This window comes from Pedobacter steynii, assembly GCF_900103665.1.
Classification (GTDB): Bacteria; Bacteroidota; Bacteroidia; order Sphingobacteriales; family Sphingobacteriaceae; genus Pedobacter; species Pedobacter steynii.
In genome coordinates this window covers 493,253-507,079 of the sequence record NZ_FNGY01000001.1, presented here as the reverse complement: position 1 = coordinate 507,079, position 13,827 = coordinate 493,253, and the positions used below count along the sequence as shown (strand labels likewise).

6 protein-coding genes are annotated in these 13,827 nt (G+C 39.4%); 1 reads left to right on the top strand and 5 read right to left on the bottom strand.

From position 1 onward, the window contains the following. Positions 1 to 441: 441 nt before the first annotated feature. The 5 genes from BLQ87_RS01940 to BLQ87_RS01920 all read right to left on the bottom strand — a co-directional run bounded on the left by BLQ87_RS01940 (position 442) and on the right by BLQ87_RS01920 (position 11,665). Positions 442 to 957, bottom strand: a complete 516-nt coding sequence (locus BLQ87_RS01940; protein WP_074604450.1) for a hypothetical protein — start codon at positions 955 to 957, stop codon at positions 442 to 444. Positions 958 to 1,009: 52 nt separating this feature from the next. Continuing rightward, positions 1,010 to 4,501, bottom strand: coding sequence for a DUF6443 domain-containing protein (locus BLQ87_RS01935; protein WP_074604449.1), 3,492 nt, complete (start codon positions 4,499 to 4,501; stop codon positions 1,010 to 1,012). Between the two features lie 50 nt (positions 4,502 to 4,551). After that, the gene (locus BLQ87_RS01930) at positions 4,552 to 8,391 is read right to left on the bottom strand and encodes a hypothetical protein (RefSeq protein WP_143010306.1); all 3,840 of its coding nucleotides are present in this window, start codon (positions 8,389 to 8,391) and stop codon (positions 4,552 to 4,554) included. Between the two features lie 347 nt (positions 8,392 to 8,738). After that, entirely contained in the window at positions 8,739 to 10,601 is a 1,863-nt protein-coding gene (locus BLQ87_RS01925) for a M1 family metallopeptidase (RefSeq protein WP_074604446.1), read from the bottom strand. An 80-nt stretch (positions 10,602 to 10,681) separates the two neighbouring features. Next, positions 10,682 to 11,665 carry a 3'-5' exonuclease gene (locus BLQ87_RS01920; protein ID WP_074604443.1) on the bottom strand — a complete coding sequence of 328 codons (984 nt, stop codon included), beginning with the start codon at positions 11,663 to 11,665 and terminating at the stop codon, positions 10,682 to 10,684. 187 nt (positions 11,666 to 11,852) lie between these two features. On the opposite strand from BLQ87_RS01920, the gene BLQ87_RS01915 reads away from it, so the two are divergent. Beyond that, the gene (locus BLQ87_RS01915) at positions 11,853 to 13,826 is read left to right on the top strand and encodes a DUF3857 domain-containing protein (RefSeq protein WP_074604441.1); all 1,974 of its coding nucleotides are present in this window, start codon (positions 11,853 to 11,855) and stop codon (positions 13,824 to 13,826) included. Position 13,827: the final 1 nt, after the last annotated feature.

Sequence of the window (13,827 nt, the reverse complement as noted above, 5' to 3'; positions counted from 1 at the left end):
AAGCTGACTAAGTCTTTTATCGGTGGGCAGAAGAGAAATCAAAAATCCAGGTAAGATGAAAAACAAAAACGGCAGCATGCTGGCTGTGCTTGCCTGAGTCCTCGATTTCAGTGCTCCTGCTCTTAAATTACTTTGCATGTTGCAATCAGCTATTCCGACTTCCGGTTTAACCTGAAAAGGAGTAACAGTTTTAGTCGTTCTAACCAGAACTGATTGTTCAAAAACGGAGGCGGAGAAAAAGTAAACGATGCCCTGTTTCAAGGCACATGAAGATGGCAGACATAAGGTCAGTAATAAAAAAAATGCTAAAATACGGCTGAATAATCTGTTCATGGGGTATAAAAATAACTATTTAAACTATAAATCCAGGGTTTCCATCCTGGATTTATAGTTTTTACATGGAAACGACTGTCAAGGATGTATATACAGATCGGTATCTAGTTAAAATTTTGGATCATAATACAGTCCTGCTAATTTAAATCTCAAGACTTCTCGTTCTTCAGGTAATGCCAAACGTACCTGAATCCCCATTTTGTTCTCTTTTACTTTTGTAAACTCGATTAAATCCTTCAGAAATTTTGAATTAATAGAATCTTTATAAGACGCAATCATAATACCTTTTGTACCTCTTGAGCTTTTCTGATATAAAACATTTCTCTCAAAGAATTTTTGCTCGAAACCGTTTGGAACACTAAATACCCGATTGGGTTGAAGGCCAAGGTATTCGGGCTCATCACCATCAAAAAATGACTGCGGTCTTTCTTCAGGCATACAATAAAAATAAAAATTGCCGGCTGAGTCTATAATAAAAGTGTATGGAGCATATTTAAATTTAGGGGGGACAAGTGAGATTCCATCCTTATTGGTATGCTCAATTTTAGCCAAACTATCACTTTTTGAGATGATATAAAGATCATCATCAAAATGGTTACAAGCTGTTGTTAATAATAAACTCATAATTATGATTGAAAAGAGAGTTCTATTAAACATATTCATATATAATTTCATATTATTTGTGTGCCTTAACTTGCTCATTATAGGATTTTGTAAACTTTGTTGTGCTATTTACAGCATCTAATTGTCGACTATAATTCATGAAAGCTTTGGACTTTCCTTGAGATAAGTTTTTATGATCGACATCTCCACTCTGGCTAATTGACTCTAACCTTTTTTCGTAAGCTTTAGTTCCTGGTTGAATAGCGCCACTATTTAGGTCATTTCTTAATTCTCTTAATCTTGCTTGATCTGGGAAAGCATGTACAAATGCCTCATGTCCTAAGGTTAAAGTCGCTTCATCTACTCCACGTCCAGAACTTAGCCAAATTTCCTCTACTACCATTTTTCTAACGTCATATTTGTTGTCAGTCCCGCCATAGGGATCCTCATTTAGTTCTTCCCGATCTGTAGGTTTAGTGGTTCGCGTTATTCCAGCTACTACCACACCACTTCCTCCCCCAACACCACGACTAGTTCCTATTGCAAGTAAATCATTAGCAAATTCACCATCACTACCTCCTTTATACACATGATTCTTGTCGCCCATTTTTATAGTGAATGATTGACCTTTTTTTAAATATGAAGCAATAAAAGCAAGCCCATTTTTTGTCTTTAAGAATTCTACCAAGGCTTTCTTATGCTCTTCATCAGTAAGTTGGGAAACATCAACATCACGTCCATCCGGATCTATTAGTGAAGCTGGGTTATTCATCGAATAAGAATATGGAGTAGCGCCATAATATTTCTCTGCCATAGGATCCATCACATTCCACCTTCCAATTACCGGGTCATAAAATCTTGCCCCATAATCATACTGTTCTCCTAATTCTTCCTGAACCTCTTTCCCGTTATAAAGATATTTATTTGGTCCTGCACTGACAACTTTACGTTTACCAAAAACATAAAAATTATCTGCCTGTAAGCCCTGAAGTAACTTTGTGCCCGGATGTTGATTAAAGCTAAACCTCACATTCCCCAAGTGGTCTGTCAGGTTGTATTCATAACTATAGCTTCCTGAATTATTTCTGGCTACCCCTTCTTCAGTTTGGATTATATCTATTACTCCATTGTTATATTCTATTCCTGAAATATAGTCCCTGGTAGTCCCACTACTCAGTTTCCTTAACTTCTTACCTGTCGCATCATAAGTATACGTGAGGTCTACCTTTAGTTTTACAGCTGTAACAGGGAGATTCAGGATATTGTAAGTCAGCTTCACTCCTGTCCGTCCATCAGTCGTCACATTCCCATTATCATCATAAACATAAGTTCCTGTAACAAGAGGAGCGCCAGTAATGTTCGTCAACTGGTTACCCGCATAATTGTAGGTTCCCAATCCAAGTCCGCCTCTATTCATCGTTTTGATATTTCCCATCACATCATAACTTAGCATTTCAGTCATCTCCGAATCGGTACCATTGCTACTGATAAGTCGGTTTAATTTGTCATAACCATAGACAAATTTATTCGGCAAGTTAACACCTACTCCCCAGTTCTGGTTTGCGATGTTACCATTGTACTGCGGAATGGTGCCATCATTATACTTTAAGTTGAGGCTAAATTGATCAGAAAGACTACTTTTCATCCAACCTCGTTCATTATAGCCATATTCAGTCTTTTGCAGATAGCTAATACCATTATCCGTGCTATGCAGCTCCTTTTTTTGTAGCTGACCGATTTCGTTATAGCTTAGTTTGCTCAACACCGTTTCTGGACCAGAATTAATCTGTTCAATGGTAGCCAATTTGCGTCCCACATGATCATATTCATAACGAGTGGCAATGGTGGTAATCTTGCTACCTGCAGTATGTTTCCTGATACTTGCCTTTAATTCCCCGGCAAAATTCCAGGTATTAAAAACTTCATCTGTTCCATCCAAATGATGCTGACTTTTAGTCCGGATTACCCTAGCCTCTGCATCATAATAACTGGTACTCAGCAGCATCGTATTCAATAAGGTTACTCCAGCTCCCAACAGATTTACTTTACTTCCTGTAAGCAAACCTTTCACCGACCCGTTTTCTCCGGACAAAGGCCCGGTAAAGCCATTGCCATAGAACGTATAATCATCGTAATAATTGATCGTATAATAATAAGTCACCAAATTATGCGCAGGCAATGTCTTATTGGTATATCCCGTACCAGTTCCAAGCCCGTTGGAATTCGTATCGTCACGAACTTCCCACAAGTCAGGCTGATCATTTATATTCGTTTCCCAAGCTGATCTTAGCAAATCACTGTTGATGATCCCTGTCATCACCGTCCTTCCAAATGCATCATATTTATTAAATAACCATTTACTACTTCCTCTTTGTAAAATGTCCTGGCTCAGAACAAGCTGATCCAATTTATTATAAACCATATGTTCCCAACCTTTACCTGGAATTTTTTTTTCAATCAGACGCTTTCTTCCATCATATCTGTACTGGTAACAAAAATCATCCAGAACAGTCTGCGAAGGTATAGCAACTCCATCGGCTAATGCTCCCGGAGGTAAAACGAAACTAAGATTACCCAGGTCATCATAGACATAATAGGTAGAAAGGGTTTCCATTGTCCCGCTTTCATTTTTATTAAAAGTCCGCTTCAACACCACCTTACCTTCTTTATCTTTATACTCTTCCGTAGTTCCTTCCTTTCCATTAGTCTCCACCCAATTCTCGTCCTTACTAATCGTCAGGTACAACTGACCTACCACATAATATCCTGTGCCCCCAAGTGTCCGTTCATGTGCCGGTCTGGTTCCCCCTGTAGCCTGAGCGGTATATAACCGAACCGAAAAGCCTGTAGTTGCAGAGGTCAGGTTAGAATTATTCGTTCCGTAACTTATCTTCCGAGTATGACCAGCGTTCAATTGCCAGTCTGCTCCCGGTGACCCCTGCTCCAATATTCTGTTTAAAGGGGAAGCCTCAAACTTCGTTTCAGCAAAAGCAGCAGAAGGGATCGGAACTACGCCTGCAGAAGGGTTCTTATAAAATACATCCTGATCAGTGATCGCAGTTGTCTTGTAACTGCCACTACCGACCGTCGACGTAGACACATAGGGCAGATACTTTTTAGATTCCCGGCCAAAAGCATCATAAGCGATAGGTTGAACAAGATCTCTGAATCCAGGACTCCCCATTACCATTACCGTTTGAATCGGACGGCCAAGGCCATCGAAATATTGTATACTTTGGTTTTCATCACAAACCTTCCGCTGAACCTTAAGATCAGCTTCAGTCTTAACATCAGAAACTTTAAAAGTCCGGGTTAAGATATAATTCTGATTAGTACTCGGTACAGAAAGCAGGTCGACACACTCCTGAAAATTTGCACCGATAAAAATCCGGACATTATTTCCTTCAGGAATATGAAACCCCGGTTTAAGTGTGATGCTTTTGGCCGCCCTGATTTCCTTTTGATTGAGATAGGTGTCTAAAACAGGGTTTTGATTCTCCTGGCCTTTAACAGAGCAGTTGATAGCCAGCAACAAAATGCATGATTGAAATAGTTTATTTTTCATATTCAGATATAACTCCCTCGGGCGCTGAGGAAGAACAGATAATACATAGGTTAATTAAAGTTCATTTTTTGTTCAGGAACATAGACTTCAAACGGATCTGATGCGGATATGCTTCCATCGGATAACTTTTGAATTACTGTAAACCTGTAAGTTCTATTGCTCAATGGCAATGAAACGACCTGGCTCAGTGTTCCTGAGCATTGGAGATTGGTCTGAAATTCCTGACTAGTCGACAAATCTATATACTTCAGCATACAGGAAGTCGTGGAACTACCAGGTAGCGTAATTGAAAATGTAAGAGAATTAAAGTACAATTCTGTGAGGGATAACTTCGGCCTGTCAGCCTCAATTAGCCCTGGCGCGTAGTTATATTCAAATCGTTTAACAATATTACCCTTATGATCTTTGATTAGAGATAACCTTAACAAATCATCGTATACATAGAATGTTTTAAACTGACGCGGGTCAGTCATACTTGTCATACCAGCTAGGGGTTTATAAGTATAGCTCGTAACCATTGCGTCTTTCAGCAAGGGATCAGTTCTTAAAGGGGCAAGAAAGGCTCCAACTATCGCATCAGATGGAGAGGGCTGGGACGTAAACGCATTCATTTTATCGATTCCTCCAAGAACCGATTCAACGGTATTATAGTCCGAATTCTTGATTTCCGCTATTGCATACTGTTTTCCGTAACCCCATACATATACCGTATTGTCCTTCTCCTCTTTAGATACGGCTAAAAGATTTCCCTTTTCATCAAATTTACTATACCGAATTCTTATTTCATCTGCTCCATTCTTACCACTATTGGTTTTGGATACGTTAGGCAAAACATATCCTGTTACCATGTCAATCTGATAGTCAATTGTCGACACTTCCTTTTTACCATTCTTAGTCGTAATCTGTGACAGCTTTGAATCCAGCTGATGTTTAGTAATTAAGGCAGTACGGGCAGCTTCTTCCTGTCCCGTTAATATCAGGTCCAACGGATATTTGCTCTCTGAAACGAGGGTATCTTTATTGCTGCTGATACTAATCGTTTTCCCTAACTGATTGTGCTTCGGATTATTCTGATAATAATAATCTTCAGTTTGGACAACTGCCTTATTGTCATCATCATAGGTAGTAATGGTCTTAGATTTCAGCTTATCCAAACCTGTCTGTCGCATAAAATAAGGCAAACGAAAATCCTGCGGTGGTCCAACCAGGTAATTAGCTCCCATTCGATAGTTAATTCTTGAAGTATAGTCAGCAACTCCATAACTAAACAATGGGCTCTGAATGCCATTACCTTTATAATTTGTAATATCTTCCGAATTAAAATAGGTGGGTGCACTATCGTAAAAGTCATCCGGTAAATCCGAATAGCCATTGTCAATTGATTTTATGTATTGAAAACTGATCAGATCAGTATTAATCTCCGAAATATACTCTTCCGCGGTATCATAATAAGTATAATCTTCCTGAACCCTTACCTTTTCCTTGTTAAATAGCTTTTTACTGAGCAGTTTACCTCTTTTCCACTCATTAGGTTCTATCGTAGCTAAATTCAGATAAGGGTAATTCTTACCAAAATAAGGTTCAGTAAAAGAGAAAAAATAATTGGTTTTCAAATTGTTCGCGGAAGTATTAAAATCGATGTCATATTCATTGACATACTCATAACCTAAAAATGCTCCGGAACTGGTCTCTAATGGCAAAACCGAATTTGACTGAATAGTTGATCCCCAACGCATTCCACCACCTAAGGTAACATCATCGAAAAAAAATCCAAAATTATAATTGAAATATTTGGGAAAGGAAACAATTTTACCTGAAGTAACTACAGGCGATACGGGATTAATGGTTTCTTTTGTGTAATCAAAAGATTTCTTTTTGGAAAGCAGCCCCTTGTTGTCATAATAATTGATGTCTTTTATACGTATTCCCCCGACATTTACCATTTTTTTTGTCGGATTAAGTTCTCTCCAATACGCTGTAAAACCGAGATGATAAGGTTGTCTTTCAGCACTAGGATCTACATACTTAATGTTATAAGTCAGAGTCACGGTCATTCTATAAGTACCAGGTTCAAGCACAAGCGGCAGATCATTATCTCCTTTCCTTATCGGCGCTCCCTGGCCTAAACCAGCTTGAGTAGTATTAAAGTCTTTGAAATATCTTAAATAACCACTAGGTTCATATTTTTCCAGTTTAAAATTTGCGTTATTTGCAGATTGCGGCATATTTGCTTCTTGCGTAGTCAAACCGAAATTAGTACCACATCTCCAACCCAAACCAATATAGGGATATCCATTATCGGGGATGGTGAATGTTTTATAAAAAACCCTGTTTCCATCTGAATCTATAAAATCAGGTTCGGGATAAGAGGAGTTCCGGCTATGACTGCTTATTGCTATTCCTGCAGATTTCTCTTCTAAATTTTCATCCTGATACCCACTTAAAAGAGGTCTTGGTATACCTTCAATATTGGCGGTATTATTTTCATAAACAAACTCGGACTTTCCTCCTTCCGGATAAACAATTGACCTCAGAGAGAAGGCCTTAGACAAATATGGGCTAACGCGGCGATCTCCTCCGTTGCCTAAAAAATTCGGAATGAAAGAAAGCGACTGAGCATTTGGTATTCCGTTGTAAAAGCCCCAATGATCCTGAGAATAGGTAAATTTAGAAGGAAGTAACATGTTCTCGTAATAATTAAAACGATAGTTGGCAGCAGCGGTATGATCCTTTCCTGTAATCGTTATGCCATCTAATTTCAGACGCTCAAACTTATAAGATGCCGGGACCTTCGTGTTTACAACAGGATTCATTTTATCCAGCATATCATACTTATTCCCATAGAAATAACTATACTGAAATTCAATTCTTTTAACCACAACACCGGATTTATCACTGATGATGATTTCAGCTAATTTCTCATTCTCCATGTCGCTTCTTCCGGTAGTTTGGAATTCGATTGTTCCACCAGGAAAGGAGATTACTTTCAACCTGTTGTCGTTATTAATAAATTTATCAACTTTTACCTGCTGATTTACTCCGGAACGTCCTCCCATGGTTGAAGTATAAGTACTATATGTTGCGCCCAAAAGCTTATAATCATCATGACGAAAGGCTTGATAAGAATAATTGACTTCTTCGCTGTAGTTATTAGCCACTTTTTTTATCGGCCAGGAATTTATGATACTTCCTCCCCCCATAAGTTTATTTTGGGAAACATAAGTACCATCACCAAAATCAACGGATAAACCGTTAGGCAACTTCATATTGATCGTATACAAGGAGTTTATCGTTGGAACTTTTTGATCATCAAGACTGGTTATAGCTATATCTTCTTTGGGAAAAGTTATGAATTTACCCAATTCCTGACTGAACATCATCTTACCGGAAGAACCAACTGCAGAATAGTAAAACTCATCCGGCATATAGTCTTTTCCTCCAAATTTAGCTGATCTAATATTATCAGTCCTTAAAACGACAGCCGCATTGTCGGCAGGAGGTGGTAAAGAAAGATAACTAGCTACGCTTTCTCCAGAGCTTTTTGGAACCATAAACTTTTCCTCATCAGGCGTTCCTCTTACTTTTCTCGAAATCTGGCCGCCATAATCAAGCGTCCATCCCAGGCCCACCCAGGTCGCTTCCTGGTCGACCTTAATTCCCCCACTCTGATAGTTTAAAACGATAGGAATTGTAACTCCTTTTATATTAATTTCATATAATGGAATACTAATATTGGGAATTCCCGTATGCACTGAAACAGGAGTTTCAATCGATCGGTTAAATGCAGATACTTCCGGACTTTTGAAATAAATATTGGTAAGATACGGCTGACCAAAGCTTTTGGCCATCAAGAGCAGCATGCAAACTGCTAAGGCAAAGAATTTTCTCATAATTATTAAGGGATTATATTCCTATTTCATTGCATGAATACGCAACAAATATCTAAAATATAAAAACACCGCAAATGTAGAAAATTAGCACACCATATTTAAGACTATTTTACACCAAAAACATTATTTAATTTCTTTTAAAAAACACATGATAAACATATTAATTATAAAAAAAAATCATAACACATTTAATGAAAACATCAACAAAAACCTTATTCCCCGAGATGATCACTCACGATCTCAGCAGAGATGATATAACACGAACATACCTTGTAGTTGAAAACAGAAATAAATACTCATAAAAAAAGGAGCCTTTTCAGACTCCTTTAATCAAAATACCTCGGCAATTACAAACTCAACACGTTATCAGACTTGTCTTTATCTGGCACATGGGCGCTCCCCAACGCTATTGTTTTCAATTTTTTCTTACCTGAAACCCTAAGGTTGATCTTTTGATCTCCAGTTTCCCAAACAGCAATACTTTGATGAATTTGCATCTTTGAGCCATCTTCATACGTCAGTAAAAGATCTACGGGCAAAGGCTTATTGCTTTTATTTTCAATCACGATTTCATACTCTTCTCCTACTTTATTCGCAGAAACAATGCCCATATCCGTTACTCCTTCGTCAAAAAACCAGCGTTTCCAGAACCAGTCCATGTTTTTACCGGAACCTTCATTCATGCTGTAAAAGAAATCGAAAGGCATCGGGTGTTTTCCCTGCCATTGACTGATATAATGATGTAAAGCTTTGTTAAACAACTCATCACCCAGGTAATCCTTTACAAAAAGATAGCCCAGAGCTGGCTTAGGATAAGAATTGGTGAATGAACCCACGCCTTTAAGCTCAGTGCTTAACGTAACAATCGGAACATCATCTTTAGAGCCCGAAGACATTCCCGTTGGTGCCACACCATACTCATCGACCATTGTCGTGTCAATCATAGGTCCGATCAGCCATTCCCCGATGGTTGCCCAGCCTTCATCCATCCAGGCATATTTCGTTTCATTCGTTCCCATATAAAAAGGGAACATGGTATGAAAGATCTCATGAACCGTCAGCGTGATCGCATCCTGTCTTTTTTCTACCGGGTTATCATTTACCATCATTGGATATTCCATCTGGTCAAGACCATCAAAGATCGTCTCATGCGCATACGGATACGGCCATTTAGGAAAAACAAAACTCATCGCATGAACCGTTTTACGGGCGAAATCAATCACCTCATAATAATCCTTATGAATCGGATTAAAGGCAGCATCTACCCTCGTCCTTCTTCCAGTCAGGGAATCTACCACCAGACTGCTGGACTTCCACAGGTAATGATCACTCGTAGCAAAGACAAAATCCGTTACATTTTTAGCTTCAAATTTCCAGGTATTGTAAGCCTGGTCGGCAGTAACGGCTTTATTTGCCAGGTCTTTATCGTCAATTACATCGATTACCGCATCTTCCTTTTCTGCTTTAGCCAATCGCTCTGCGATGTCTTTTTTCAGCACTTGTTTTGCATTCAGCAAATCTCCGGTAGCCCAGACTACAAAGTTTTTAGGAACCGTGATTTCCCCTTTGAAATTGCAGAAATCATTATAAAACTCTACGTCTCCTGTATAAGGGAATTTGTTCCAGCCATCCACATCATCATATACCGCAACACGAGGGAAGAAATAAGCCACGAAATGAGAACCTTCATCCACCTGACCAGTTCTCATATGAGAACCTTTGTTCAGGTCGTATTTGTATTCAATTTTCAACTTGATGTGTTTCCCCGGAGCCAATGCAGCGATTGCCGCCTGCATGTTTGTTCCTTCAATTGTCATTGCCTGCTGGTCAAGCTTGCGGCCATCAGCCTGCATGGAAAAGATGCTTACCCCTTCGTTCAGGTCCCGGTCATTAAACTTGGTTTTTCTTTCCACGCCCTGCTTATACAGGTTTGGATATAGCTTAAACCACAATTGTTTCAGCGTATCCGGGCTATTGTTATAATAAACCACATCTACCACCCCCTTTAATTCTCTGCTGGCAGGGTTAAAATTAACCTTCAGCTCATAATTGGCGGTATTCTGCCAGTATTTAGCTCCCGGTTTCCCCGTCACAGCCCTCGTTCCTTTAGCATAAGCAGCCTGAATTTCAGCAGGAACGGGTAAGTGCTGTTGTGCAGAAACCAAACCGGACCAGCATATGGATACCAGCAAAAATGAGATCTTCTTCATAAGTATATTTTGTTTTAACAAAAAAAGAGGTTGCCGGAAATTAATCCAGACAGCCTCTTTATATTTTTTAAGGATTTATGCTATTTTCCAAACTTCATTTTCAGTTGCTCTAACATATCGTTAGTCACATCAACAGCAGGCTTCGACTTTTTTTGAGGCGCAGCTGAGGGATTGGGTCTCGCATTTGGATTAGGTCCTGGATTTGGCTTCGGCTTATTCGCCACAGCTTGCTGTTGCTTTTCCTGCTTTAGCTGTTCCTTTTTTTTGTTCCAGCGGGTCCAGATCTCTTCCAGTTTTTTCTTGGTATAAAGCGGAAAATCTCCCTGTTTCATCCATGCATAATAACTTGGCTCCGTATCAAACACCTGTTCTACCGTTTTACCTTTGTGCTTACCAAAGTTGAAGATTTCCTGATCCTGATCATTGAAAACCATTCTTCCGGCAAAATCCACCGGTTTATTCATATTGGTAAAGGTATGCAGGGCATCTACATCATTCTTTACCGGTTTAGAGATCTTACCCTGCTTATCTTCAAACTCAGTGTCACTGTAACGCTCAATCTGAGCAAGCAACACATGGTAAGTAGCAGTAATATCTGCTTCGGCAGAATGCGCATTAATGATGTCTTTATCGCAATAAAACTTATAAGCAGCACGTAACGTGCGTTGTTCCATCTGGTGAAAAATATTCTGAACGTCTACAAATTTCCTGTCAGACATATCAAAATCTACTCCTGCTCTTAAAAACTCTTCCAGTAGTACCGGAATATCAAATCTGTTGGAATTGTAACCTGCAAGGTCTGCTTCTCCAATGAATGCGGCAAGTTCAGCAGCTACATCTTTAAAGGCAGGCTCATTGGCGATATCCTTATCATAGATCCCGTGAATCAGGGACGATGCCAAAGGAATCGGCATTTCAGGGTTAATGCGCATTGTTTTGATCAGCTCCGCCCCATCGGGCATCGCTTTTAAAATGGCAATTTCAACAATACGATCTGCACCTACATTTACACCTGTAGTTTCCAGATCAAAAAAAGCAAGAGGGCGGTTTAAATTTAATTTCATTAGTATATGTTGCTATTTTTAAAGGTTTGAATCCCCGGGAATTCATTTCATAACGCTTTCGTAGCTTTTCAAAAGTCGTAAAAATCATCCATTAAACCTGAACTTATTTAGCATTGTATAAAATAGTGCCGGCGCTTTTTTTTTCTTCGGAAGTACCTTACCTTGGCGATTAATTAGTTACGCTCTTATGAAATACTTTTACCTCATATTATTTTTGATGGTTTGTTCGGTGAAATCCATGGCCCAGGATTTCAAATTTGCGGGAATCAGTCATGAGGATATCGCCTTGAAAAACACGGTATTGGACAGCAATGCCAATGCCATCGTACTCCGGGAATTTGGAACTGCGATGATGGATCACAATGATGCTGATGGCCGTCTGGCCATTGAATACCTATACCATGTCCGCATTAAAATTTTCAACAAACAAGGTTTTGAAAGCGGAAATATCATTATCCCACAACGCATTAATGACGACCTGGAGGATGAAATAAGGGACATTAAGGCAGTTACCATTAATTATATAGATGGTGTTTTTAAACAAACAGAGCTCGATCCTAAGAAAATATTCAGGGAGAAAAGAAATAAGTATAGTGCGGCAACCAAGTTTACCATGCCCAATCTGATGGATGGAAGCATTATTGAATACACTTACCGAATGAGAATTCCAAGAATTTTCAACTTTAAATCCTGGGAATTTCAATCCGGTATCCCTAAGCTGCACAGCGAATATATTGCAGTAATTCCCGGACTCTACAATTATAACGTTTCGCTCAAAGGGGCAATGAAGCTCAGCTCGAGCAATGCAGAACTTCAAAAAGAATGTATGCGGATTTCGGGAACTAATTTTGATTGTTCCAGGATGACCTATATCATGAAGAATGTTCCTGCCTTTATTGAGGAGGATTATATGACGGCTGCCGTCAACTTTAAATCGGCCATTAACTTCGAGCTGTCCGACTATCATTTATGGAATGGAGGCAAGAGGAATGTCACTAAAACATGGAAGGATGTCGATTACGAACTCGTTTCGGAAAAGTCTTTCGGATCACAGATGAAGAAAAAAGATGCTTTTAAAGAGCTGATGCCTGAGATTCTTAAAAACACAACCGACGACCTGAGTAAAGCACAAGCCGTATACAATTACATCAGCAAAAACATCAAGTCCAATGGTTTTATAGGCATCTATAGCGAAACCGCTGTTAAAAAAGCATTGGAAACCCATACCGGAAATACCGGCGATATTAACCTTTCGCTCATTGCAGCCCTTAACGCGGCCAACCTTGATGCAGAAGCGGTGATTCTTTCTACCCGTGAATATGGATTGGTAAATAGCCTTTATCCGGTCATCACTGATTTCAACTATGTCGTAGCGAAAGTCAACATCGGGGAGCAAAGTTATTTGCTGGATGCTTCCGTTCCGCTCCTTCCTTTTGGCTTATTGCCCCTGCATTGTATCAATGGACAGGGAAGGGTAATTAACCTGAAAAAACCTTCTTACTGGTATGACCTTAAGGCCAGTCAGAAAGATTATACCCGCTATAATTTAGTCGCCACCCTAACCAAGGATGGGAAAATAAAAGGGGAACTGCTGACCTATTCCTCGGGATATGCTGCATTAAAAAAGAGAAGAGATATTCTTGCGGCCAACTCTGTCGCAGAATATGTAGAAAAACTCGATGAAAAAATGCCAAAGATCAGCTTCGGCAAGTATGAGATTCAAAATGTAGATAGCCTGAACTTACCCCTGGTAGAGAAATACGAAATAGAAATTAACTCTTATAACGGCACGTCGGCCTCACAAATCTTCTTCAGTCCTTTCTTTATTGACAACATCAGCAAGAATCCTTTCAACCTGAACGAAAGAACCTATCCTGTAGATTTGGGGACCAGCAAGGAAACCAGGTGCAGCATTCAGCTGAGCGTTCCTGAGGATTTCGTTCTGACAGGCCAACCTAAAGACCTCAACATTGGGTTGCAGGAAAACGGAGGAAGATACATGAGCAACACCACCTTCGATAACCATATCATTAATTTCAACCAGCTGCTACAACTGAACAAACCAATTTATCCATCAGAGGAATACCTTTCCCTGAAAGAGTTTTACAGCAGGATCATTCAGACACAAAAAACGGAAATCATCTTTAAAAAAGCGAAATAGT

What these genes read in the sequence shown, in the direction of transcription:
- BLQ87_RS01940 (WP_074604450.1), bottom strand. Translation starts at nt 957, where the DNA reads ATGAGTTTATTATTAACAACAGCTTGTAACCATTTTGATGATGATCTT.
- BLQ87_RS01935 (WP_074604449.1), bottom strand. Translation starts at nt 4,501, where the DNA reads ATGAAAAATAAACTATTTCAATCATGCATTTTGTTGCTGGCTATCAAC.
- BLQ87_RS01930 (WP_143010306.1), bottom strand. Translation starts at nt 8,391, where the DNA reads ATGAGAAAATTCTTTGCCTTAGCAGTTTGCATGCTGCTCTTGATGGCC.
- BLQ87_RS01925 (WP_074604446.1), bottom strand. Translation starts at nt 10,601, where the DNA reads ATGAAGAAGATCTCATTTTTGCTGGTATCCATATGCTGGTCCGGTTTG.
- BLQ87_RS01920 (WP_074604443.1), bottom strand. Translation starts at nt 11,665, where the DNA reads ATGAAATTAAATTTAAACCGCCCTCTTGCTTTTTTTGATCTGGAAACT.
- BLQ87_RS01915 (WP_074604441.1), top strand. Translation starts at nt 11,853, where the DNA reads ATGAAATACTTTTACCTCATATTATTTTTGATGGTTTGTTCGGTGAAA.